Source organism: Virgibacillus sp. GM2-2 (assembly GCF_055329585.1).
On record NZ_JBUZWC010000006.1, the window covers coordinates 122,922 to 146,675 of the forward strand.

Consider the following 23,754-nt stretch of genomic DNA (forward strand, 5'->3'; position numbering starts at 1 on the left):
GTTTACGTATAAATGAACACAGCGTCAACTAGTTTTTTCATATTAATGTAGAATAAAATGAAGGGGGGGAGAAGAAATTAATGATTATATCGGATGAATTATACGGTGAATATAAAATAGAACGTGTACTTGAAGAATTAGTTAATAGTAAACCTATTAAGCGTTTGCAAGGTATTCATCAAGGTGGAGCGAGTTATTTAGTAAATGAAAAATGGAATGTATCGCGATATGACCATTCGATTGGTGTCATGCTTTTAATACGAAAACTCGGAGGTTCAATAGAAGAACAAATTGCTGGATTACTCCATGATGTTTCGCATACTGCCTTTTCGCATGTCATCGATTTTGTTTTGAATAATCAGGATGAAGACTACCATGATAGAATAGTAGAGGATGTTATTACAACATCAGAAATCCCAACTATACTTAATAGGTATGGTTATAGCTACAAAGATATATTAATAAATGATTCGAAATGGACAATTCTTGAACAACCTGCACCAGAATTATGTGCAGATCGAGTCGATTACACCCTCCGAGATATGTTGAGTTATGGAAAAATTTCTTTTAGTGAAGTACAGAAATTTCTAGATAAGATAATATTAGTTGAGGGCAAGATGTATGTAAAAGATATAATAGCAGCAGAATGGTTTGTAGAAACCTATTATAAAGAAGTAATTGATTTTTTCATGAACCCATTAAATATTTATGGATATGACAGGTTAGCAAAAACTATTAAGTTAGCATTAGACAAAAATCTATTAGTTTTGGATGATATGTTGAAAGAAGATGAAGAGGTTATGTCTATATTACGGTCGTCAAAAGAGGTAGATGTACAGCATCTTCTTGAGCAAATTCATCAACATGTAAAAGTAGAAATAAACAAAACCAATTACGATATACATAGAAAAAATAAAATTCGACTTATAAATCCATCGGTATTATACCAAGAAGAACTAGTCCCAGCATCAAAATTATCCAAAAGAGTCAAAGAAATGAATGAAAATGCTTATCTAAAAGCAAGTGAAGGTGTTTATGTAAAGGTTGTGTCAAGTTAAAAGGCGGATTTTCATCCGCCTAAACATTCATACTGAAACGATTTCTAATGTTTTACCGGTTTCTAATAAGCTTTTTAAATTGCTTAATATTGCAGGCCATCCGTTATTAAACCCTTCAAACGTATCGTCCTTATTAACTAAATCTGAAGATAATAAGTTTTCATGCTTTAGTTTCAATTTTACTGTAGAGCCCATTACTTTTAATTCAAATGTAACTTTTGTAGGCTCTTCACGAGGTGTTTCATCATGTACGTATGTCCACGTGAAAGATAGCTCATTGTATGGTATATACTTTAGAATTTTGCCGTGATCCGTTACTTCTCCATCACGAGAATAAGTGATGGGTTCTCCCTCTTTCCAGCTCGATTCAATTTTGCTACCAAAGAAATATTGCTCCGTATACGCACTGTTCGTCAAAGCATCCCAAAGTTTTTCTTTTGTTGTTTCTATGTAAGTAACATACGTGAAGTTTGTGTCAGTCATTCGTATCCTCCTTAGATAATTAACTATTTATATTAGTATAATTCAATCACCTCTTTTTTGCACAATACCTATTAACTGCTGTGTGATTCCTATTATCAATTTTGCACGTAACGGATCTGGAGTCCGCTTAGCTCAATTTTCTAAAAATGCTGATGTTTATTTTTTCATATATTGGTATTATAGGGATTAGATGTAAATGGTTTCAAAGCATTATTTTACACGGTTAACTGTTGATGAGATGGAGGGGAAAGAATGAGTACAGGGTCATCAAAGGAACGGCATCAGCTTGTTCATGAGGAACTACTTAAATTAGTGAAAAATAAATACATATCTGAAAAGGCTTTTGTGACAGTCATGCGAGCACATAGAGATTATTATACAAACCTGGAGAAGGTAGAAGATGCTGAACATGTTGAATTTCAAAAGGATCATAAGATAAATGCGACAAGTCAGAATGAAAAACAGGAAGTACCAGTAAAAGTTAACAAAACGCGTTCTCCACAAGAGGTACGTGAGCGCAACATTACATGGTCATTGAATCTTGGTGTGATCATGCTTTTAATTGGTGGATTGGTACTCGCGACGAGTACATGGGATACGCTTGGCAATTGGACTAAAACAGGGTTAATTGCATTTGTTTCTTTATTATTTTTCGGGCTTGCATATGTGACAAGAACAATATTAAAAATAGAAAAAACGGCGTTTGCTTTTCATGTTTTGGGTAGTTTATTTTTACCTATCATTATTTTATCTGCCGGATACTTCGAGCTGTTTGGTTCCTACTTTTCATTTGATGGAAAAGGACGTTATTTGTTTGGTGCTGTTGGATGCCTTGTTATCTTACCAGTATACCTATTTTTGGCAAACCGTTTGGCTTCGAGGTTATTCATTTGGTTTTCCTACATAACTATTAGTATTTTTGTCAGTTTTCTAATCGCGGCATTGTATCTGCCTGTCGATGGCTTTTACTTAGGAATCATGTTGTTTAACGGATTACTAATAATTGCTTACCAGTTACTGAAAGCCAAGAAACGTTTTCAAGCATTTGTGAAAGAATTCGTTTACTACATCCAGGCAAATTTAATTCTATCAACTGTACTTATGCTTTTTATTTATGAGCATGAGTTATTCCACGGTTTCAACTTAATTTTAACAGCAGCAATGTACATGGCAATGGTATTTGTGGCAAATCAGAAAGAATACCACTTTGTATTTAGTGCCTTGCTTATATATGGTGTCTATCAGTTAATTGAGTTTTCTGTATTAGATCACATTGGTGCAGTGTTCTATGCATTGCTTGGATTTGTTTTTGTTGCAGTTCCTAATGTAATTCCTAAAGCTATTTCTTTACAAAAATCATTTCGTGTAACGAGTGCAGTAGTCTCCGTTATTGCATTTCTATATATTTCTCTTGAAGGTCTTTTGCTACGAATGGGTGACCCGTCAATAGTTTTACTGCTTGCATACGTGATAATTTCGATGAACTTTACCTTTTTAGCAAATGTCAGTAATAGAGCTTTGTTTCGATATCTGAGTCCAATTTTCTTTATAGTAGGTTTATTTGAGGCAGTGCGCCTAGTGCAAGAATTAGTTGCATATGATTTTGTCAATCTTGTATTTTTCATTGCTAGTTGCCTATTTTTTATATGGTTCGGTTGCTTGATAAGCTGGTCTTTTTTCCAACCAGTGAAGCAAAGCACTCGGGATGTAGCTTCAGTTGTTATGTTCTTATGCATCTATATAGGATTTTCCTTTGGTGACTTCTGGCAGTCTGGAACAATGTTATTAATTGTTAGTATCATAGCACTATTTATTGATCGATTTGAAACAAGAAATGCTTTTACAAAAAATGCAGTATCCTCATGGATTCAAGGAATATCTTTAGGATTTTCTATCGTATTGTTTTATGCAGAACTTCATCATAACAGTGTTTATGATTTCATTGATTCATTACCAGCTGAAAGTCTAGTCCTTGGTGGCATATTTGTGTTATTGATAAGTATTCTTTGGAGATACATGAAGTGGGATGTATTTTATAAAAATTCATTTTTTGTTGCACAAGGATTTTATGCGTATGGTATGCTTCTAACATTTTCAGGGAATTTTGATTCAGTAGTTAGAGCTTGGATCATACTTGGTGGTGTAGGGATGGCTTATTTACTATACAAAAAAGTGAATTGGATAGCTATGCCTTATGTTATTAGTAGTTTATCTCTTGTGTTTTATCTTGCATTAATTCAAGCGATACATGTGAAATTAGATTTTCACGAAGAATTTTTCCTATACATCCAATTGGTGTTAGGGGCATTTTTACTATTGGGAATAGGTGCGACTATCAAAAATAAGGATTTCAAACTAATGAGAAGCTTTTGGTGGGTTGGCCATATTTATTTGCCGATGTCATTAGTTGTAAGTTTATTGTTTTACGGTGAAAATGCTGTATGGTCATTTGGTATAGCACTCATGCTTTATATAGCAAGTGTCCATCAGGTGAAAGTAGAATGGAAATTGAAACTATTTCTCTACGCAAGCTTTACATCGCTTTGGATTATTATTAGTTTGACAATGATAATCTTCGAATTGGAAAAACAAATGCATTATGGTTATTTATTTACGAGTATGATTACTGCTTTTCTCTGGTTATTGAGTAAAGGTCATTGGACAAAACGAATCGCATATTATCTAGTTCCATTTTCGTTGTTGGGGCTGGTTTCGTTTGTAACTGCATCACCAGTTGATTTTGAATTATTTATCACTACCTTACTTTATGGTGCAGGTCTTTTATTTGTTTTACACAAAGAAAAATGGGATGTAGTAAATGTATTTCCGCTTGTCAATATCTACTATGCTTTATGGTTGTATAGTGATTTAGGCGATCATACATTTATCTATGTCGCGCTGTACGGTGTTTTACTTTGTGTGGTCGGACTAATGACTTATTCAACAATTTATCAGAAGTCTAAAGATAAGGGTCAATTATTTTTGATAGATTGGTATTCAATTATCGGGCTTATCGCTTTCATAAATATGTACTTTTTACTAGAAAATTCCTTATGGACAAAACTTTTACCAGGATTCTTGATTGTGATTTATCTCTTTATGCAAAGAAAACGAGTTGCACGTGTTCCAGAAAAATGGCTGGTTTTTATGGCGTATATATATTTATTCCAACCGTACTACGCGGTACTCGGGCATTATCAACTTCCTTCATTGATTGAGAGAGAGTTGTATGTTTTGCCGTGGGTACTTCCTGCGATTTATTTGAAAAAAATACTAGATGAGCGAAAAAGAGTATTGGTGGGTCGAATACAATGGGCTCTATTATTAATGATTGCATTACTTCTCGTACAGGATGGATTAGCAAGTAACACGATCTATGATGCACTTATTGTAGGAGGCTTGTCATTGATATCAATGGTAGGTGGAATGGTTTATCAAATAAAGTCATTTTTCTTTGTTGGGGCAGGCGTGTTATTGCTGAATTTATTCCTTCAAACTAGACCGTATTGGGGGAATATGCCGTGGTGGGTATATTTACTTGTTGCAGGATCTATTTTAATTGCAGTAGCGAGTTATAATGAATGGCACAAACAAAAGACATCTACCGGTAAAGAAACATTCATCTCTAAGTTTAATAAAAAAGTAGTGCAGAAAATGAAGAGTTGGGATTAATTTTTGCTTGTAACATGCTAAACTGAAAGAAATGATAAAAAAGGATGGTTTACTAGTGCGAAAACCTACAGCAAAAACGGTCATGCATAGCTATCCAGGAATGGTAGCGCTTGTGACTGTAACACATAATAATAAGACGAATATAATGGCTGCCGGTTGGCATTCGTATATTTCGTATGAACCACCAATATATGGTGTAGCCATTGGCAGAGAACGATATACGTATGAGCTCGTGAAGAATGCTGGTTGCTTTGCGATTAACTTTTTGCCGTTTGAAAAAGCGCAATTTATTCAAGAGGCTGGAGTATACTCTGGTGATGATCGTAACAAATTTGATAATGGAAACATGATGTACGACAAAGGAATTACAATAGAAGCACCGATTCTACAAGATGCATATGTTGCATATGAATGTAAGACAATCGATGTTAATTCTTATGGTGATCATGACTGGTTCGTTGGAGAAATTACACAATGCTATCGTAATGACGAATTGTTTTTAGAAAACGGGCTTCCTAATTTTGAAAAACTTGAAATACCGCTTTATCTTGGACGGTCATCTTATGCAAAACTGGACAACCAAAGTAGTATAAGTACGTATAAATTGGATAAGTGAAAAACAGTCATCTCATTTGCTAATTGGAGCAGAGGGGTGACTTTTTCAATGATAGCAAAGAATAATTAGATTTTTGTGTTAAAATGATAACAAAGTAGGGGGTTGACGAAAGATGAGATTTGAAAAGTTATTTTTCCTTATTGCCGCAGGTGGATTCGGAGGCATACTAGTTTATACAATTTTTGACGACTTAACAGATATAGTTTTACTTGGGGTTATTATTGCATTCTTAATCGATTTTAAGTTAAACAAGAATTATCAAAAAGGGCATAATCAGAAAGATTTCTCCGATGAAAAAGATTACCCTGGTTATCGTGATTAATAAGAATGAAGGGGAAAATTTCAATGTCCATTGTAAATACGCTTACTTACATTGCCAGAGAATTAAACAATTATACTATTGATTGGGCAATCGGTGGTTCGGTTTTGCTCTATTTTCACGAAATAATCGATGTACCAAATGATATTGACATTATCGTTTCAGAAAAAGACTTTAACCAGTTGAATAAACATATGAAGAAGCTAGGATTAGAGAAGAATACGATACATATCGAGCCATTCCGAACCAAGTCTTTTAGCAAATATGAAATACAAAAGATTGGTATTGATATAATGAGTGGTTTTGCAATCAAGCACGATACGGGCGTATATGAGATGATTTTCAATATAAACTCCATTGTATCGAACGAAAAATTAAATGGGGCTCGTATTCCGTTATGTTCCTTAGAGGATTGGTATATTCTGTATCAGTTAATTCCAAATAGGGAAGAAAAGACAGCACTAATTGAAAAATCATTGAAAGAAAACGGTGTCCAGCATCCCAAATTGCTTCATCAGGCACTAAAGCAAGTATTACCTCAAGAGGTTAGATGTAGAGCAAAAGATTTATTGGAAAATGGAGAGGACTTATTGTAAATATTGAGAGATAATGCGATTTGTTTACGGCCTATCAATAGGAGTGAATGTATATGGAAAGGCTATTATTAGAAGGTTGGTTACCGATAATACTAGCGGGTGTCATCACTTGTTTTATCGTTATATTCCTCGCAAAAACTATAGGAAAACCAATTCTTTACGCTATTTCTGCAGTCCTTGTAATCATCTGTTTAGGTGCGTTGTTATATAGTATTTTTGCAATCGGTGGATGGGCAGGAATGGGACTAGGTTTCTTTGCAATATCAGTTTTTTTAGGAATATTGGTTGGTGTCTTTATTAGTTTGTTTTTCTAAATGATGGTTGTTTGTATTAATTACGATAACTTTTACATAATAGATCCAAGTATTTAATCGGAGGAATAGAATGACTGAACAAATTAGGAAAATAATTAAAACGATGCCAGAAGAGAATGTAAAATCACTTCTCTATCAAATAAACTTGCTTTTAGAGATGACGAGGGAGTCTGCATATACTGAAAGTCAGTTTTCAAAAGATATAAAAAAACTATTCGATATGGTTCAAGCGAGTCACATACAAAAACAAGAACAAAAACTTAATCGGAATGCGATTCATATTGTTTTTGGCGACTCTATTAAAGGTGCGTTAAAAGTGGCTCTAACGGATATGGGGCTGGATACCAAAGAATACGTCATAGCCATTACAGATAACTTTTCCATCGGTCCGATTAACAAGCTAGATAACGCTGATGGAATTGCTTATCGAAAGAATTGGTTACAAGATCATATTAACCTTGATGATGATTACATAGATGACTACATCCACAGATTTACAGACACAATCCAACAAATTATGGATATTCCTAGTGATACCCCGATCTATTTATGGACTGGGGAAAACGCCCATGAGCAGACAGCATTACGGTTTGTTTTAAAGATAATGGCTCATAGGAAAAATTGCATTTACATATTCAATACAACAAGAGCTGTTGATCAATTATTCAATCAATCAGAAGTTATAATTCGTTATTTACATACTGGAGAAATTCCCCCTCATCGATTACAGATTATTTATGAATCATCAGTCTCAGATCCTATTACCATGAGGTTAAGAGAACAGTTAGAATCTGAATGGGATCAACTAGCCGAGGACCAACGAATGCTACGCACGTGGAAAAAGGGGGCTATATTCCAGGTTGAGGAAAAGTTTTATGACCATTTTATCATGTCTGCAGTGCATGAAATTCATCTTAAGTATGAAAATCATGTGTTTATAAAAGCAGCAAGGGTAATTGGAAAGGCAATCGGAGAAATCGAACAATATATCGGGGATTCTTTCCTAGAATATAGACTAAGGGAGCTTATTTTTCAAGGAAAGCTAACAATCAAAGGCATCCCGAAAGCAATGAGGTACTACAGTGTAAGAGATAAGGAATGGGGGAGTGAGAATGATGGAGAAAAATAAAAAAATTGAAAAACCAAGAAAATGGGATATATTTGTTGAGATGATTACCTATGTACCTGAATTAATTATTTTCCCATTCAAATTAGCGTTTAGAGGAATAGTGGGTATTTATCGCTTTTGGAATTAAAATACGAAGAGGCTGGGACAAAAGAAATCCTATCAAGTAAAATCACGAACAATGAGCTATATTTCCGGAGCGGTTTTATTACGCAATTTATATTATTGTTCGGATTTACTTTGATAAAAATACTTATGTCTCAGCCTCGCTTTTCTTTATTATTGTTGAGATTGCTGTGTTTGTGCTTGTTGCTGTGCCTGTTGGAGCTGTTCCATTGAAACTACTTGTGCCTTGCTTTTAACATCTTCAGGAACAGTAATTTTTTCTTCAACTTTTCCTTTAATGTCCATATTCATATCCATATTGATAGTCATGGTTGCACCGTCTTTTGTCATTTCCATTGTCATTTGCTGTTCCATTTTCTTTTGTTCAAATGATTCTTTGTCAATATAGAAAACTTGTTTTAATCCTCTAATTTTCATGTTTTCCATCACATTCGGAATACCCATTTGTTGAAGCTGTTGCATGACACCTTTTGTTTGCTCTTTAATAACGTCCATCACTTTTGATGATGCCTTTTCATTAAGGTCCATTGTTACAACATACATATTATCTTGCTCTTCCATTGTAATGATATCTTTTGCATTACCCTCGGAAGAAATCTGATCAAGCATTTTTGTGAATTGTTCCATTGTCTGGGATGGATTTTGACCTTGGCTCTGCTTTTGAAGCTGGTCAAGATTCATACCTTCAATTGCAATCCACTGTTCTTGTGGTGTTTTTGTGTACATGGTTCCGTCCACATAGTAATTTTCAACAGGGATCTGTTGACCTTGCATTTTCATTGTACCAGTCATGTACATTGTAATTGGATCCATTGTCATTTTTGTATCAATAGAATACGTTTGATCTATTGTAAATTTCTGATCACCTTTCGAAGCGTTTATTGTTTGTGTTCCATCAACTACATAATGCATTCCAGGCCAGTCTTTCATAGCCTCACTTGATTTTGTAATAACTTTTTGTGGTGTTAATTCTTCTTTCTTTTCTTCTGTTTTTGGTGCTTCTTCTGTTGAGCTATTGTTTTCTCCGCCGTTACTACTTTCATTTTGGTTTCCACCACATGCTGCAAGTATAGTAAGCATTACTAAAATAAATGCAGCAGCTAACATTTTTTTCATTCTGTTTTCTCCCTCCATGTATCTGGTGATTTCTTTGATTTGTACCCTATTTTCACGTGAATTAACCCATTTATTATGAAAATTTACGAAATGGATACAAATAGGTTGGTGACATCATATAGTACGAAAGAGTAAACGAAAGGTTTCATAAAAATTTCCGATATAAATGTACGAATAGTTAGATTTTTATGTTAAGATAATTGTACTTATTATAGGGGTTTTTTTATGAAGTTAGTTAGGTGTAACGAGGTGTAAGAAGTGTACTTATTGTTGTCAATTTTAGTAGGGTTGTTTATCAGTTTTATTTTATTTATGTTGGGACCGTATGTAGGGGGAGTTATTGCTCTTGGCATTGTTTTGGGTTGTCTATTTAGAGGATTATACTTATTAGAAAGTATGTATGAAGCAATGTCTATATCAACATTACAAAAGGATAAAGTTCAGAAAGCATACGAAGATTACGTGCAAACTAATCATACAAATGAAGAATAAGAAGGGTCGATGAACTAGTTGAGACAGAAAAAGCGATATTTAATTTTGTTTACAATGGTTGTTTTACTGCTCGGCTATTTCATATTTGGATTTCGTGCATCAGCTTATGGTGGATTCCCAGTACCTAAAGAAGCTAGAATGATAAAAAATAATGGAGAAAAATCAGTCGAAGAGTATGAATGGTGGCTAGCTTCTGAGGAAAACGGACTACCTCTTTACTACCAAGCAGTGATAAATCTGAAAGGTTGGAAAAAGTTAGACCAAGTGGGTGCGATGTCTACATATGAGAAAGATAATAATAAAGTGAATGTTATTTTCTTAGAAAACTACTTATCTGTACGTTCAGTTGAACGTTAATGTTAGTAATAATCTGTTAGTAAACGAAACATAAGGAAAGGAAGAAACGAATTGGACATCAGGCTCTCTGAGCAAAAGATTATTGACTGGGCAAAGGGCAATCATACAGAGATTGGACTCAACGAATCTACTATTACTGCAAAATATATTCGGAATCCGGGTGGACTTGTAAATCAATCCTATCTTTTATCAGATGGAATTACTAAATTACACGTGAAACTAGCCAATCAGCGAAAGTCACATAAACTTAAAAAGTGGGTTAAGGTAAGTGATTATTTATCTAGGCATTATCGTGCTCCGAAGCTTATAAAAGAAATACATGAAGAAGTTATTCCTGGATTTACAATTGGATTAGTTTTTAACTTTTTGGAGGGTAATCCATTAAGTAAGGTTGATTATACGAGAGAAAGCTTTCAATTTATCCTAGAAACAATTCAACGATTACATCACGATAAGGATATCCGCAGTTTGATCGATAATAATAATTCGCTTACCTATGCAGATGCTTTTATCGAAGAATATATATCCCGCTTTGATGAAGACTTAGAAATTATTAAAAGCAACAGACATTTACTGGATTTTGTAACTGACAACACGCTAGATTGGTTTTTTAGAGAGGTAGATTTTTTGCGGGAAAAGGTTATTAACTGTTCCATTTTTTCAGAGGTAGCGTCAGATGTTGTACATAATGATTTGCATTGGAGTAATATTTTAGTAGGTCAGAATAAAGATTTTGGAATTATTGACTGGGATGATATCTCAGTATCCGGTGACGCTGCAATGGATTATTCTGTTTTATTATGGCCACTTTACGAAACGGAAGAATGGTTATTTTGGAAGAGACAGCTTAAATTTTACTTAGATAATCAAGTAATGACAAGATTAGAGTGGTATTTCCGTGCAAAACTTCTTGACGATGTAATCGATGTATTGGCTGACTATGTAGATTCCGAAAATATTCCTGAATTAAAAGAAGAAATCCAAGCACGAAATCGAAGGATTCACTTAGATGCGTATGCTAAATATGTGAAACAGTATGGAATTACAAAGTAGAAAGGAGTTATATAGTTGTACGGTAATCAATTTATTATTTTTCTAAGAAAATAGATTTATAGGTTTCATTACAAATAACAAGGTTTATGAAGATACGTATCGAATTTATTGAAAAAAGATTAAAACAGTGGAGTAGTTGTTATGAAAAACAAACTATTGGATTATATTTCATCGATTGAATTAGATGGAAGATTTGTTTTAGGAATTGATGGTCTGAGCCGATCAGGAAAGACGACATTAGTTAATGATATCGAATCAGTATTAATTGAAGAAAGTATTCCTTTTCATATTTTTCACATCGATGATTTTATCGTTGAAAGAGAACGACGTTACAATACAGGTAACGCTGAATGGTATGAGTATTATTATTTACAATGGGATGCCGAAAAACTATTACACCATTTTTTTACGAAAATAAAACAATCAAATCAACTAAATCTTTCATATTATAACGACAAAACAGATCAATTAACTGAAAAACAATTGGTTCTTCCTACAAAATCTCTAGTCATTGTTGAGGGTGTGTTTTTACAGAGACCGGAGTGGAGAAAGTTCTTTGATTTCATTGTATATCTTGATTGTCCAAGGAATAAACGATTTCAACGAGAACGTGAATTCACTCAACAGAAAATCGATAAATTTAAAAGTAGGTATTGGAAAGCAGAGGAGTATTATTTAGAAATGATAGATCCTATAAAGCATGCAGATTTGGTAATAAAAAGTTAAAGGGAGGACAATAAATCATGTATGAATTAAAAACAAAACAAAATGATAACAGTGTTATTGAATTCATTGAAAATGTGGACAGCCCAAAGAAACGGGAGGACGCATACAAACTACTAGACATTTTTTCTGAAACGACTGGCTATCAGGCTAAAATGTGGGGCTCAAGTATTATTGGGTATGGTTCGTATCATTATAAATACGCATCAGGGCACGAAGGTGACGCACCACTTGTTGGTTTTTCTCCGCGAAAGTCAAAAATTAGTTTATACTATGCGACAGGTGATACAGAAAGAGAAAATTTGTTAAAGAATTTTGGAAAACATACTACGGGAAAAGCATGTGTGTACATTAATAAGGTAGACGATATTGATGTGAATGTATTACAAGCATTAATTAATCAATCAGTAGCATTTTTACAAGAAAAGTATCCTGAAAAATAGATAGAAAGGAATGATTGGTATGCGATCATTGGAGCATTACATATAAAACCGTACTCGTGGACCTCCATTATTAAATATGAATTAATATAACTAAAAATAATGGAGGGATTCAAATGAAAAAAGATAAACTTTTCATAAATTATTTACAAGATATTAATGAAAGTTTTGCAGGCTGGGATTTTTCCTATATTAGTGAAACCGGACGAATGAATAGTGAAATGCTTTCCTGGTCATATGGAAGTATAGTTAAACCATTAATAGTTGATGCGGAGACCATGCTTGATATGGGAACCGGTGGAGGAGAATTTTTATCTAAGCTACAACCTTTTCCTAAAAATATCTGTGCTACGGAGGCCTATGAACCGAATATTCCACTTGCCAAGAAAAAGCTAGAACCACTGGGAATTAAAATTTTTCCAATCCAGGATGATGAAACATTACCATTTGAAGATGGTCAATTTGATTTAATCATCAATAAACATGAGGCTTATTCACCTCTAGAAATTAGAAGAATCATTTCAGATGAGGGTGTTTTTGTTACGCAGCAAGTAGGAGGTTTGAACGATACTGGAATTAATGATCGTCTTGATGCCCCTAAGAACGAGGAATTTATTAATTGGAAACTAGCAACAGCGGTTGATGAACTAACACAGCATGGATTCGATATCACTTTTTACAAAGAAGAATTTCCTGTGCAACGGTTTTATGATGTAGGGGCATTAGTATACTATCTAAAAGCAATTCCATGGCAGATTCCTGATTTTACAATCGAAAAATATGAAGAAAAACTATTTAATCTTCACCAACATATCCAATCAAATGGGTATTTTGATGTCAATCAACACCGGTTTATCATTGTAGCGAAACCTAAGTGACGGAGGAGGAGATAGATCCATGCCGCAACTACAAGAATTTGTTCGAAAATTTAATGAAGCATTCGTGACGCAAGATATCGATTTTATTTTAGACAGTGTGTCAGAAGATGTAATATGGACCATGATTGGTGAGGTTCCGATACATGGAAAGAATGAGGTAAAGAAAGCTTTGGAAACATATAAAAGTGATCGCACTCCAGAACTAACCATTTCCAAAGTCATTACTCATGGAAGAACAGCGGCTGTTGAAGGAACAATGAAGATAATAGATGGTACTGGTGAATCCAAAACCTATGCTTTCTGCGACACGTATGTTCTAAATAAATTCAAAAACGGAAAGATAAAAGAATTAAACTCGTACGTAATAGAAATTAAAAATGAGGAGTGAATGATATGATTAAGGGTATTTACCCATATCTAGTGATGAACGGAAATGGACAAGAAGCAGTCAAATTTTATGAATCTGCTTTAGATGCGAAAGTAACAAATGTACAGACGTTTGGAGACAATCCGGAAATGTCTATTCCAGAGGAGGAAAAGCATCGAGTTTTAAATGCTCAATTGAAAGTTGGCGACGCAGATCTTATGCTTTCCGATACTTTTCCCGGAAATCCATACCAGCTTGGCTCACAGGTAACAATTGCAATTACAATAACTGATTCTAAAAAGACAGAGGAAGTGTTTTCGGAATTAGCGGATGGTGGAAATGTTGGCATGCCTCTCCAGAAAACATTCTGGAGTCCGGCATTCGGGATGGTTACTGACAAGTTTGGTGTCACATGGCAAGTTTCAACAGAAATGGAAAATAGTTAATTAAACTGCGAAAAGCACCTTGAAATTGGTGCTTTTCTTCTGTTTATTATTTGGTAAGTACCCATACTGTTTATGATTACTATTTGATAGCACCTTTAAACATCTTGTTGTATTCTCCCAAAGATCTAATCTAATGAAACGTTGTTTGATGAAGCTTTCAGGGTGATTATGTTACAATACGTATAAGACAATTTTCCTAGAAGCGGTGAATGAAATGTTGAAAGATACAGGAGAGCGTCTCATTCCTGAAAAAATGAAGATTACGAATAGCTTATTAATTGAACATGTAGCAAGATACTTTTTGGCATGTAAATATGCACATGGTCGTGTACTTGATTTTGCTAGTGGTACTGGTTATGGTAGTCATATTATAGCAAAAAATTGCAAGGATAAAGTAAACGAAATTATTGGTATTGATATAGACGACGATGCAATTGCTTATGCTAAACACAATTATTATCACCCTCTTTCAACATTTCTCAAAGCAGACGTTCTCGATGAGAATTTGCTGGATAAATATGGCCAATTCGATACTATCATCAGCTTTGAAACAATTGAACATATACGGGAAGAGAATCAATTTCTAGAAAACATATATCGATTACTGAAGCCACAAGGAACCTTAATAATTTCTACTCCATTTGGTAAAGGGAGAGGTATACCAAGTGGACAACCTTTTCATGTTCATCAACTAACTGTTAATGAATTTAGAGAACTGTTTAATAACTACACCTCTGCCACATATTTTTTCCAAAAGGGTGCACTAATAGAGCCAGCAGACTTAAATTCGGATTACTATTTTCCTGTTGGAATTGCAGTGTGCAGAAAGTAAATGTGAGGAGCGAATAGATTGTCAAAACTATCAGGAGAAAAGCTACTTCAAGAGAAATACAATACAACAAAACGAGCATACTCCTTTTACAATAATCAAATGTTAGATTACATGAACGGTTTAATGAAAGATTTTATTTCCAATCAGGAAATGGTTTTTATTGCTACATCTGACCGTAATGGGAATTGTGATTCTTCTTTTAGAGCAGGGGAAAAGGGCTTCGTCAGAACAATAGATAAAAAAAGGTTAATTTTTCCAGAGTATAAGGGTAATGGTGTGATGGCGAGCCTTGGAAATATAACTGAAAATCCACATATTGGTCTGATGTTTATTGATTTCTTTGAATACGGGGTTGGATTACATGTTAATGGAAAAGCAATAATTGTAGATAATGAGCAATTAAATGAATTGTCCCTTTCATCGAATATGCTAAAAAATATTGGTAATGAAAGTAAGGCTGAGCGTTGGGTATTGGTAGAAGTGGATGAAGCCTATATTCATTGTTCGAAGCATATACCATTAGTGGAGAAGAAAATAGAAGAGGATAAATCAATAGCTGGAGATTTTTTTCAGGTGAAACAAACTAAAAATCAATAGTATAGGCTTGAAACAGGGAGGTGAAACATTATGAAAATAGCAAGAGTCATTTTTATCGTATCATTTATCGTATTATTCATCATTATAATCGATGGGCTTCCTTTTGATAAAAACCAGGAAACTGTGAGCGATGTGAAGGAGGAGAACGTTTTGGACAAGCAAAGTACTCCAGCTAACGCAAAAACTAATACAGATTCTAAAACTTTAGAACAAAAGTTAGATAACTATATAAAAAATGAACCCTTATTAAGTGGTGGCATTATCGGAATTAGTATTCGTTCTACAGCAACCGGAGATTTGATTTATCAACATAACGGAAATACACGTCTACATCCAGCCTCTAATATGAAATTATTTACCGCAGCAGCAGCACTATCTACACTTGGTAGAGACCATACATTTTCTACGGAAATATTAACTTCTGGTACGACGAAAGGTAATATTCTTCACGGAAATCTTTATCTGAAAGGTAAAGGTGATCCTACACTGCTACTAGAGGATTTTGTTATGTTCGCAAAAAAAATAAAGGAATCAGGTATTAATAAAATTCACGGAAATATTATCGGTGACGACACGTGGTATGATGATGTACGGATTTCTCCTGATTTAATATGGGATGATGAGCAATACTATTATGGTGCACAAATTTCTGCATTAACCGCTTCTCCAACATCAGATTATGATGCAGGTTCGGTTGTAGTTGAAGTTGTGCCAGGTAGCTACGAAGGTGAAAAACCATCTGTTTCTATTTCTCCTAATACCGATTATGTTAAGGTTAAAAATACTGCAACTACTGTTGCTTCAGGTCAGGAAGGAAACTTAGAAATTGGCCGCAAACACGGAACGAATATTATTACCATCAAGGGCTCGATCCCTAGTGATTCGGAAACATCAAAAGAATGGATTGCCGTTTGGGAGCCAACAGGTTACGCGTTAGATTTATTCCAGCAGGCTCTTAAACGTCAAGGAATTTCTTGGTCAGGTGAGGTAAAAGTAGGAAAAACACCGGAGGAAGCGAATTTATTGGTTTCTCATGAATCCATGCCATTATCTGATCTTTTGATGCCATTTATGAAGCTGAGCAACAATGTGATCGGTGAAATATTGGTAAAAGAAATGGGCAAAGTCGTAAAAGGTGAAGGAAGTTGGGAAAAAGGGCTTGAAGTAATGGAAGAAGAGTTGCTTAAATTAGGATTAGATATTGAAACCATGAAGATTAGAGATGGATCTGGAATCTCTAGTATAAATTTAATTCCCCCTAATCAAATTTCGAAGCTTTTATATGCTGTTCAAAGTAAAGATTGGTATTCAACATTCATCCATTCGTTACCAGTTGCTGGCGTTAAAGAACGCATGATAGGTGGCACGCTTCGTAATCGAATGAGTGAACTTTCAGGAATAGCAAGGATACAAGCGAAAACGGGCACAATTCATTCCGTAAGCTCATTGTCTGGTTACATTAATACAAAGGAAAGCGAATCGGTGATCTTTTCGATTGTAAGCAACCACTTGATTGATGAGGATGATGGGAAAGAGATAGAAGATAAGATTGTATCTATTTTAGCCAATAGTCAATAAGCAAGCTTAAAAGAGAGTCAGCAATATAGTTGATTCTCTTTTTTGTTTAGGACAATTCATTTAAGATAGAAAAACAGACCGAATATTATTGTTCCGGTCTGTTTTGCTGTTATTTATTATTGTCATCATTTTGGGTCGGGTCAACATCATCTGTTTTAAGATCATCTGCTTGATCGGAACCGAATTCTGTACTGAATTGTGTTTGGGATACTTGCCTTGGACCCCGATCATGCTCTTCATTTAAAACATTTCCTTCCATATAGCGATGGAAAAAAGCTTCGCAAATACCTATAACGATTGCACTTATTAACGAAGCCATGACTAACGGGATATTTTCCTCAATTACTCCTCCTCCGACTAGCCAGATTATAAAGAACGCGAGTCCAATATCTGCTAGGGATGCAACGGTGTTACTCGTATTCGGTAATACATATAAGTCACCAAGATAAGCCACCCCTGTTAAAATAAGACTGAGTAATAGTACATCACCGAAATCAACACCATAAAACAAAGATAAAACCACAAATAGTACAGCCGTAGTCAATGCAAACTTCATAAGTAACGCTTTTACATGTTCCATTTCTATGCTCCTTTCTATTACATTTTTGTGCATTTTTATTTTTTCCCGGCTAGTAGTAAATATGCAACAGATAAAAGAGGAACTATATTTTTGGAATTGTTTACTAATAATTTATTGTTTTGTCGTAAAATACGTAAACTGCGAACTAAAGGAAATTTATGTCTATTCTAAAAGCAACGTTGATTTCCGCTTCGAGCAGTCGCGCACCTTAGGGCGGCTGGTGAGCCTCCTTGCCCCGGCAAGGGGTATGCCGACGTTGTCCGCAAAGGACGGTTTTAGTCGGCCTTCCTTACTTAATGCGCTCCGGGGTCTCACCTATGCCTATTAATCCCGCAGGACAAGGAATGCTTCCCTGAAACAACATCGCACGCAGAAAAAGTGACCTTCTTTTTCAAGGAGTCGACTGCCCACAGCGAAGATCAACTGCCAAAATAGCAGATAATTAATGTTTTTAAGCGTCCTATAAAAGAAATAATAGTTATTGAACACAACTCCAGTGGAGAAAATACACTTTGACTCCTGCGGAAAAAGCGAAGACGATGAGACCCCGCAGTGAGTGATTTTCTCACGAGGAGGCTCATCGCGAGCCCGCGGAAAGCAAAGTGTATTTTCGGAACGGCTATGGAACACTGATCATGAATTTTCATTAGTTCGAGGTTTCCTTCAACTGTAATCTAAACATTCTGACCTAATAGTACGCCTACGCCAAGGACACTGCTTGGTATCGGACTGAGAATGCCTTATTTACCTTTTTTACCTTTATTTCGAGGATTATCGGACACACGATGCCTTATTAAACTAAAAAACATGATTTTCAACTGTTTTTACTCAAATAAGGAATCCTGAGTCCGATAACAACCGCATTTACCCTTATTTTACTCAAATAAGGGATCGTGTGTCCGCTAGCTGACATCCTGCATGCAATCTTTCCAGTACGCTCGAAATGGTACATCACTAGCCTTGCCTGCAGTGGAAATCAACATTGCTGATACCGTAAACATGAATTTTCACTAGTTCGCAGATTACTTCAATTACGAAGGTTGAAGGGCAACAAAAAACACTTTTCCTATTCAAGATTTGTCCCTACTTTTTCTGAGTTATGTTAGACTAATCATTATAATGGTGGTGATTAGCGTGAAAAATAAACCGATTTATGTGGAAATACCAATTGAATCGAATATGGAAAAACTGTGGGAGGCTACCCAGCAGCCAAAATTACACGAGCAATGGGATCTACGGTTTTCTTCCATAACTTACTTACCAAAGAAAGAAAATGAACCCCAAAAATTTACATATAGTACGAAAATTGGATTTGGTATGCAAGTAGAAGGATGGGGGAAAAGTGTGGGGAGTTTTCATGCGGAGAACGGTTCGCGAACATCCTCTTTACAATTTGGAACCGAGCAATTTTTCTCGATAATTCGTGAAGGCCGAGGGTATTGGAAATATATTCCGAAAGAGGATTCTTCCATTACATTTTTAACCCAATATAATTATCAGCCGAGCTTCGGTAGCATGGGGAAAATATTTGATCGCTTTGTATTTCGCCCATTGATTGGGTGGGCCACAGCACTTAGTTTTGATGTTTTAAAACGTTGGATTGAAAAAGGGGAGACTCCCCAAACTCAATATTTACGATTTTTTAGCAATTGGCTAATTGCATTTCTTTTCTTTTTTGTATGGGTTTATCACGGACTTATTCCAAAGTTAATCATGATGCATCCTAAAGAAATATATATGGTAACAGAAGTAATTCCTATCTCCTATAATCTAGCTTCTAATTTAGTGATAGTAGCTGGGGTGCTTGAAGTTCTGTTTGGTTTCCTATGGCTTATCTATTCAAAAAAACGTCAATTATTATGGATCCAGTGTATAATGTTTCCGCTTTTAACACTCTCGGCTATTGTTGCAGATACTAGTTCCTTAGGTGAACCATTTAACCCATTAACATTTAATTTGTCTCTATTTATTCTCACCATCATTGGGCTTTTACAACATCACAACATTCCAAGCGCAAAAAATTGTATACGAAAGCGACGATAAACTAATCATGTCAATTTATAAAGAAGTTTTAGGTGACCAATTTTATAAACTTCACCCTATGTTACAAAAAAGGTATGAATTTATGGAAGGGTGTCCTTTTACAGCTATTGGTACGATGGAAAAAATTAGTGGCGGCCCCAAGTGGCTTTACCCAATTTTTCGACTGGCAGCTAAATGGAAATTACTTTTTCCAGAACGTGGAATTAATGTTCCATTTAAAATTGTTAATACACCCCGTATTGGAAAAAATGGTGAGAATCAGATTTACTGGGAACGGACTTTTTATTTTCAGGAGAAAGAAAGATACTTCCATGCTTTAATGAGTTTAGATAAAAAGCGAAACGTTATTAAAGATTATTTAGGAGAACCGCATATTGTATATTCTGATTTAATCTTATCTTGTACAGAAGAGGGAGGATTAAAGATTATTTCGAAAGATCAACGGTTGGTAATTGGTAAAATTGAAATCCCCTTGCCAAGGATGTTTCAAGGTTTAGCAACAGTCACTGAAAACTACATAGATAGTCGAGATGCTTTTACAATTAAGGTAGTTGTAAAAAACCCGATTATTGGAACCGTTTTTACGTACGAAGGGGAGTTTACAAGTAATGACATTTAAACATATAGCAATTATCAATATTTTTATTATCTTACTATTGACGATGTTCAGTACAGAACCTTGGTATTCCTATATTTTAACCCTTGCCCAGTTAGTGTACGTACCACTAACACTACATATAATTATAAAAAATGATGAAGGAAAGCTTGCAAAACTTCTTCCGTTTATCAGTATTTTTGGCATTGTAGGAGTTATTATTTTACATTTTACATCAGAAACAAGCTTAGATCTTTTGTTTGCTTTTCTCTATTTTATATTTACATTGTTTGTCGCATGGTATGGTATTTTCCGATTCATGCAAAGAGGTTTTGCGCATTTTGAAGAATTCATGATTGATATGGCGCTTGTTTATTTAATGATTGGTGGAGGATGGTTTTTTGCCCATATATCGGACATAGATACAGGATTCTCACCAATAATTACGTGGCTAACAAGTGTACATTTTCATTATGCATCATTTTTGTTACCCATATTTGTAGGTTTTCTCGGAAGGGTATATAAATCCCCAATATATAAAGGAATTGGTACGATTATTTTATTATCACCAATAATCGTTGCATTAGGGATAACCTATTCGACAATAATAGAATTATTTGGAACAATCCTTTATATTGTAGGTATCTATGGATTAATTTTTCTATCACTAAAATTGAAAAAACTTCAGCTTTTACAGAAAATCTTCGTACGAATTTCCTTTGGAGCGTTAGGAATAAGTATTCTTTTTTCATTGGTCTATGCTTTCGGAAATTTATCAGGGTTATATTTTATATCAATAGAATTCATGATTCGTTTTCATGGCATTATTAATTGTTTGTTTTTCGCACTTTTTGGCATCGTCGGATGGGTGATAAAAATACCAATTTCAAATCAGCGGAACATGAATTTTCCTATCAGCCGGATAAAGGGGAAGAGTCGCATTGGAGAAAGTGTATTAACAGAAATTATTGATGATAAAACATATACAGGTCTAGTAGATGACATGCGCATATACCATGTGAATAGTGAAACAATAGGGGATTTTTATGAGAATACAAACGATTACCGTCTATTTGCTGAAGTTAACTGGTATACGTGGTTTAAGCCTCTAGCAAAAATTTATCGTCTGTTAAGCAAGCATGTTGAACAAATTAACTTGCCTCTAACAAATGAACAAATTGAAATGACAGGGGAAATACGTTCAGTTAAAGAGAGTATAGATGGAAGAATTAAGCCAAGAGCCTGGATTCGAAAAACAAATGAAGAAACTATCTTCGTAGCGTTATACTCTCACCATGAAACGGATGGAGGGACGTATATGAACATTGCACTCCCGTTACCGTGGTCAGCAATGATCGGTATCTTAGAGTTGAATGAATCAAGTAATAGTCTCGAGTTAACGAGTAAGAGAAAGCATAGAACTGAAGGGGACTCAGGTATATACCTTGCAATGAAAAATTCATTATTTAAGCTACCAATTGAAGAACAATTTTTAGTAAGCGAAGCTGAAAATGGAATTTTGAATGCAAACCATAAGATGTGGATTTTTTCCATTCCGTTCTTATCGATTGATTACGTCATTCAAAAAAAAGAAAAACCGGGTTAATACCCGGTTTTTCTATTCGTTTGACAGCTTTAATAGATCAAGGATCTTGAAGAATACGCTCAAAATAATTGCGACGATCGTTGCAAGACCCATACCTTTTAAGGCGACGTCACCCAATTGTACGGTTGCCCCACTAATTCCAATAACAAGGACTACAGTAGTAAGGATTAAGTTCTGCGAACGATTATAATCAATTTTAGCTTCGACTAACATTCGAATACCACTTGCTGCAATAATTCCAAATAATAGGATGGAAATCCCACCCATTACAGGAGTTGGAATAGATGAAATCAATGCTGCAAGCTTACCACAGAACGAAAGAATGATTGCAATTACTGCAGCCATACCAATAATCCAGGTTGAGTAAACACGAGTTATAGCTAGCACACCAATATTTTCGCCGTAAGTTGTATTTGGTGTTGCACCAAAGAAACTTGAAATGATTGTTGAGATACCATTACCCGCAAGTGATCGATCAAGTCCAGGATCCTTTGTTAAATCCTTTTTTACAATATTACCAGTTACAAAAAGGTGACCGATGTGTTCAGGAATGAGGACGAGCGCAGCAGGTAGAATAACTAAAATTGCTGACCAATCTATTTTCATTTGGTAAAAGGTCGGCATCGATATCCAAGCTGCTTCTTGAACTTTTGATAAATCAACAAGACCAAACGCATATGCAATAAAGTAGCCTGCAACAATACCTATTAGGATTGGTATAATCTTTAAAAAACCACGTAAGGTTACCCAACAAATGATAGTTATTGCTAATGTTAAGAAAGATACAAGTGCAACTTCAGGATTGATACTCCAAGTTGGACCACCGTCAGCAGGTGGAATCCAACCTGCCATTTGTGCTGCAGTTGGTACGAGTTCTAATCCGATTACAGCTACGATTGCTCCCATTGCAGCAGGTGGAAAAATAACATCTATCCACGATGTTCCAGCAACTTTTACGAGGAGTGCGACCAGGGTTAATACAATACCAACTGCCAGAAATCCACCAAGAACGTAACTATAGCCTGTTCCACCAGAGTACTGTCCTAAAACGACAAAGACCGGTGAGATAAAGGCAAAACTAGAACCTAAGTAAGCTGGTATTTTTCCTTTTGTGATAAATAGGTAAATAAGCGTACCGACCCCATTCATTAGTAGAATTGTCGCTGGATTCACACCGAACAATACTGGTACTAATACGGTTGAACCAAACATTGCAAATAAATGCTGAATACTAAGTGGTAGGCTTTGTAAAAATGGTAAACGTTCATCTACCTGGATTTCTCTATGTGCCATAATTTTTCCCCCTAAATTATTTGGTTCATCAGTTCCTTCTAAAAAATCAAAAAAACCTTGCCTATTTGGGCAAGGTGTGTGTACAAATAAACATCTTAAGTTAGGAAGAGATTCCTTTCTTAAGATTTTACTGTTAAACAGATACAGTATCTGTTCCACCTTGCCAGTCTCACGGGACTGAATTAAAGGTAACCGTATGAACTTTTTCATATTTAGCTGCGGCTCCTAGCGGCCTAGCAAATAATTAGCTAGGATGAACGTAAGGGAAGAACACCCTACATTTCACCTGCTTATCTATTTGCACATCCCTAAGCAGTAGCCTTCACTATTCTTAGTAATTATGACAATTTCTGCAGTGTGTGTCAATCTTTTTTTATCAAAGATAATGGATAAAACGTAATTACTTTTTTAGTATTCACCTATGATAAAAAATAAAGTATTAAATAGA

The 23,754-nt window shown here is 35.1% G+C and carries 26 protein-coding genes; 22 read left to right on the top strand and 4 right to left on the bottom strand.

From position 1 onward, the window contains the following. Positions 1–80 precede the first annotated feature (80 nt). Positions 81–1,058 carry an HD domain-containing protein gene (locus tag ACY9Z2_RS09535; RefSeq protein WP_463609401.1) on the top strand — a complete coding sequence of 326 codons (978 nt, stop codon included), beginning with the start codon at positions 81–83 and terminating at the stop codon, positions 1,056–1,058. Between the two features lie 27 nt (positions 1,059–1,085). On the opposite strand, the gene ACY9Z2_RS09540 is transcribed toward ACY9Z2_RS09535, so the two are convergent. Next, the gene (locus tag ACY9Z2_RS09540; protein ID WP_463609402.1) at positions 1,086–1,541 is read right to left on the bottom strand and encodes an SRPBCC family protein; all 456 of its coding nucleotides are present in this window, start codon (positions 1,539–1,541) and stop codon (positions 1,086–1,088) included. Positions 1,542–1,793: 252 nt separating this feature from the next. Between ACY9Z2_RS09540 and ACY9Z2_RS09545 the strand changes: the two genes are divergently transcribed. The 7 genes from ACY9Z2_RS09545 to ACY9Z2_RS09575 all read left to right on the top strand — a co-directional run bounded on the left by ACY9Z2_RS09545 (position 1,794) and on the right by ACY9Z2_RS09575 (position 8,314). Next, entirely contained in the window at positions 1,794–5,213 is a 3,420-nt protein-coding gene (locus ACY9Z2_RS09545) for a hypothetical protein (protein ID WP_463609403.1), read from the top strand. A 55-nt stretch (positions 5,214–5,268) separates the two neighbouring features. Next, on the top strand, positions 5,269–5,829 hold the full coding sequence (locus tag ACY9Z2_RS09550; protein ID WP_463609404.1) for a flavin reductase family protein: 561 nt from the start codon (positions 5,269–5,271) through the stop codon (positions 5,827–5,829). 112 nt (positions 5,830–5,941) lie between these two features. After that, a complete protein-coding gene (locus ACY9Z2_RS09555) occupies positions 5,942–6,151 on the top strand; it encodes a hypothetical protein (protein ID WP_463609405.1) in 210 nt (69 codons plus the stop codon). 23 nt (positions 6,152–6,174) lie between these two features. After that, entirely contained in the window at positions 6,175–6,744 is a 570-nt protein-coding gene (locus ACY9Z2_RS09560; protein ID WP_463609406.1) for a nucleotidyltransferase domain-containing protein, read from the top strand. Positions 6,745–6,797: 53 nt separating this feature from the next. Beyond that, the gene (locus tag ACY9Z2_RS09565) at positions 6,798–7,058 is read left to right on the top strand and encodes a YesK family protein (protein WP_463609407.1); all 261 of its coding nucleotides are present in this window, start codon (positions 6,798–6,800) and stop codon (positions 7,056–7,058) included. A 70-nt stretch (positions 7,059–7,128) separates the two neighbouring features. Next, complete coding sequence (locus tag ACY9Z2_RS09570; RefSeq protein ID WP_463609408.1) at positions 7,129–8,187, top strand: DUF1835 domain-containing protein; 1,059 nt, start codon at positions 7,129–7,131, stop codon at positions 8,185–8,187. Then, positions 8,174–8,314 (top strand): hypothetical protein, encoded by a 141-nt coding sequence (locus tag ACY9Z2_RS09575; protein ID WP_463609409.1) that lies wholly within the window; start codon positions 8,174–8,176, stop codon positions 8,312–8,314. Before ACY9Z2_RS09570 ends, ACY9Z2_RS09575 begins: the two co-directional genes overlap by 14 nt. A gap of 149 nt (positions 8,315–8,463) precedes the next feature. Here the strand turns inward: ACY9Z2_RS09575 and ACY9Z2_RS09580 are convergent, their stop codons facing one another. Further along, a complete protein-coding gene (locus ACY9Z2_RS09580) occupies positions 8,464–9,426 on the bottom strand; it encodes a DUF6612 family protein (RefSeq protein WP_463609410.1) in 963 nt (320 codons plus the stop codon). 270 nt (positions 9,427–9,696) lie between these two features. On the opposite strand from ACY9Z2_RS09580, the gene ACY9Z2_RS09585 reads away from it, so the two are divergent. From ACY9Z2_RS09585 to dacB, 11 genes are all read left to right on the top strand, one after another. Continuing rightward, the gene (locus tag ACY9Z2_RS09585) at positions 9,697–9,918 is read left to right on the top strand and encodes a hypothetical protein (protein WP_463609411.1); all 222 of its coding nucleotides are present in this window, start codon (positions 9,697–9,699) and stop codon (positions 9,916–9,918) included. Positions 9,919–9,936: 18 nt separating this feature from the next. Then, positions 9,937–10,275 carry a hypothetical protein gene (locus ACY9Z2_RS09590; protein WP_463609412.1) on the top strand — a complete coding sequence of 113 codons (339 nt, stop codon included), beginning with the start codon at positions 9,937–9,939 and terminating at the stop codon, positions 10,273–10,275. Positions 10,276–10,326: 51 nt separating this feature from the next. Continuing rightward, positions 10,327–11,328, top strand: a complete 1,002-nt coding sequence (locus tag ACY9Z2_RS09595) for an aminoglycoside phosphotransferase family protein (protein ID WP_463609413.1) — start codon at positions 10,327–10,329, stop codon at positions 11,326–11,328. 141 nt (positions 11,329–11,469) lie between these two features. Next, a complete protein-coding gene (locus ACY9Z2_RS09600) occupies positions 11,470–12,054 on the top strand; it encodes a kinase (RefSeq protein ID WP_463609414.1) in 585 nt (194 codons plus the stop codon). 17 nt (positions 12,055–12,071) lie between these two features. Continuing rightward, positions 12,072–12,494 (top strand): DUF1801 domain-containing protein, encoded by a 423-nt coding sequence (locus ACY9Z2_RS09605; RefSeq protein ID WP_463609415.1) that lies wholly within the window; start codon positions 12,072–12,074, stop codon positions 12,492–12,494. A gap of 113 nt (positions 12,495–12,607) precedes the next feature. Further along, positions 12,608–13,369, top strand: a complete 762-nt coding sequence (locus ACY9Z2_RS09610) for a class I SAM-dependent methyltransferase (protein WP_463609416.1) — start codon at positions 12,608–12,610, stop codon at positions 13,367–13,369. A 19-nt stretch (positions 13,370–13,388) separates the two neighbouring features. Next, the gene (locus tag ACY9Z2_RS09615) at positions 13,389–13,757 is read left to right on the top strand and encodes a nuclear transport factor 2 family protein (protein ID WP_463609417.1); all 369 of its coding nucleotides are present in this window, start codon (positions 13,389–13,391) and stop codon (positions 13,755–13,757) included. A gap of 5 nt (positions 13,758–13,762) precedes the next feature. Beyond that, complete coding sequence (locus ACY9Z2_RS09620) at positions 13,763–14,182, top strand: VOC family protein (RefSeq protein WP_463609418.1); 420 nt, start codon at positions 13,763–13,765, stop codon at positions 14,180–14,182. Positions 14,183–14,396: 214 nt separating this feature from the next. Further along, positions 14,397–15,014 carry a class I SAM-dependent methyltransferase gene (locus ACY9Z2_RS09625; protein ID WP_463609419.1) on the top strand — a complete coding sequence of 206 codons (618 nt, stop codon included), beginning with the start codon at positions 14,397–14,399 and terminating at the stop codon, positions 15,012–15,014. A gap of 18 nt (positions 15,015–15,032) precedes the next feature. Next, positions 15,033–15,611, top strand: coding sequence for a pyridoxamine 5'-phosphate oxidase family protein (locus ACY9Z2_RS09630; RefSeq protein WP_463609420.1), 579 nt, complete (start codon positions 15,033–15,035; stop codon positions 15,609–15,611). 30 nt (positions 15,612–15,641) lie between these two features. Continuing rightward, positions 15,642–17,189 carry a D-alanyl-D-alanine carboxypeptidase/D-alanyl-D-alanine endopeptidase gene (gene dacB / locus ACY9Z2_RS09635; protein ID WP_463609421.1) on the top strand — a complete coding sequence of 516 codons (1,548 nt, stop codon included), beginning with the start codon at positions 15,642–15,644 and terminating at the stop codon, positions 17,187–17,189. Between the two features lie 109 nt (positions 17,190–17,298). Here dacB and ACY9Z2_RS09640 read toward each other — a convergent pair whose 3' ends face one another. After that, positions 17,299–17,769, bottom strand: coding sequence for a YndM family protein (locus tag ACY9Z2_RS09640; RefSeq protein WP_463609422.1), 471 nt, complete (start codon positions 17,767–17,769; stop codon positions 17,299–17,301). A gap of 1,134 nt (positions 17,770–18,903) precedes the next feature. Between ACY9Z2_RS09640 and ACY9Z2_RS09645 the strand changes: the two genes are divergently transcribed. Genes ACY9Z2_RS09645 through ACY9Z2_RS09655 form a run of 3 tightly spaced genes read left to right on the top strand, consistent with a single transcriptional unit; the run spans position 18,904 to position 22,013 of the window. Further along, entirely contained in the window at positions 18,904–19,812 is a 909-nt protein-coding gene (locus tag ACY9Z2_RS09645; RefSeq protein ID WP_463609423.1) for a DoxX-like family protein, read from the top strand. Positions 19,813–19,819: 7 nt separating this feature from the next. Next, positions 19,820–20,431, top strand: a complete 612-nt coding sequence (locus tag ACY9Z2_RS09650; protein ID WP_463609424.1) for a DUF4166 domain-containing protein — start codon at positions 19,820–19,822, stop codon at positions 20,429–20,431. After that, complete coding sequence (locus ACY9Z2_RS09655) at positions 20,421–22,013, top strand: YndJ family protein (RefSeq protein ID WP_463609425.1); 1,593 nt, start codon at positions 20,421–20,423, stop codon at positions 22,011–22,013. Before ACY9Z2_RS09650 ends, ACY9Z2_RS09655 begins: the two co-directional genes overlap by 11 nt. A gap of 12 nt (positions 22,014–22,025) precedes the next feature. Here the strand turns inward: ACY9Z2_RS09655 and uraA are convergent, their stop codons facing one another. Then, entirely contained in the window at positions 22,026–23,306 is a 1,281-nt protein-coding gene (gene uraA, locus ACY9Z2_RS09660; RefSeq protein WP_463609426.1) for a uracil permease, read from the bottom strand. Positions 23,307–23,754 lie beyond the last annotated feature (448 nt).

Coding starts and splice junctions, on each gene's coding strand:
- ACY9Z2_RS09575 (WP_463609409.1), top strand. CDS start 8,174: ATGGAGAAAAATAAAAAAATTGAAAAACCAAGAAAATGGGATATATTT.
- ACY9Z2_RS09655 (WP_463609425.1), top strand. CDS start 20,421: ATGACATTTAAACATATAGCAATTATCAATATTTTTATTATCTTACTA.
- ACY9Z2_RS09610 (WP_463609416.1), top strand. CDS start 12,608: ATGAAAAAAGATAAACTTTTCATAAATTATTTACAAGATATTAATGAA.
- ACY9Z2_RS09605 (WP_463609415.1), top strand. CDS start 12,072: ATGTATGAATTAAAAACAAAACAAAATGATAACAGTGTTATTGAATTC.
- ACY9Z2_RS09580 (WP_463609410.1), bottom strand. CDS start 9,426: ATGAAAAAAATGTTAGCTGCTGCATTTATTTTAGTAATGCTTACTATA.
- ACY9Z2_RS09620 (WP_463609418.1), top strand. CDS start 13,763: ATGATTAAGGGTATTTACCCATATCTAGTGATGAACGGAAATGGACAA.
- ACY9Z2_RS09625 (WP_463609419.1), top strand. CDS start 14,397: ATGTTGAAAGATACAGGAGAGCGTCTCATTCCTGAAAAAATGAAGATT.
- ACY9Z2_RS09600 (WP_463609414.1), top strand. CDS start 11,470: ATGAAAAACAAACTATTGGATTATATTTCATCGATTGAATTAGATGGA.
- ACY9Z2_RS09535 (WP_463609401.1), top strand. CDS start 81: ATGATTATATCGGATGAATTATACGGTGAATATAAAATAGAACGTGTA.
- uraA (WP_463609426.1), bottom strand. CDS start 23,306: ATGGCACATAGAGAAATCCAGGTAGATGAACGTTTACCATTTTTACAA.
- ACY9Z2_RS09555 (WP_463609405.1), top strand. CDS start 5,942: ATGAGATTTGAAAAGTTATTTTTCCTTATTGCCGCAGGTGGATTCGGA.
- ACY9Z2_RS09570 (WP_463609408.1), top strand. CDS start 7,129: ATGACTGAACAAATTAGGAAAATAATTAAAACGATGCCAGAAGAGAAT.
- ACY9Z2_RS09545 (WP_463609403.1), top strand. CDS start 1,794: ATGAGTACAGGGTCATCAAAGGAACGGCATCAGCTTGTTCATGAGGAA.
- dacB (WP_463609421.1), top strand. CDS start 15,642: ATGAAAATAGCAAGAGTCATTTTTATCGTATCATTTATCGTATTATTC.
- ACY9Z2_RS09565 (WP_463609407.1), top strand. CDS start 6,798: ATGGAAAGGCTATTATTAGAAGGTTGGTTACCGATAATACTAGCGGGT.
- ACY9Z2_RS09650 (WP_463609424.1), top strand. CDS start 19,820: ATGTCAATTTATAAAGAAGTTTTAGGTGACCAATTTTATAAACTTCAC.
- ACY9Z2_RS09615 (WP_463609417.1), top strand. CDS start 13,389: ATGCCGCAACTACAAGAATTTGTTCGAAAATTTAATGAAGCATTCGTG.
- ACY9Z2_RS09640 (WP_463609422.1), bottom strand. CDS start 17,769: ATGGAACATGTAAAAGCGTTACTTATGAAGTTTGCATTGACTACGGCT.
- ACY9Z2_RS09560 (WP_463609406.1), top strand. CDS start 6,175: ATGTCCATTGTAAATACGCTTACTTACATTGCCAGAGAATTAAACAAT.
- ACY9Z2_RS09540 (WP_463609402.1), bottom strand. CDS start 1,541: ATGACTGACACAAACTTCACGTATGTTACTTACATAGAAACAACAAAA.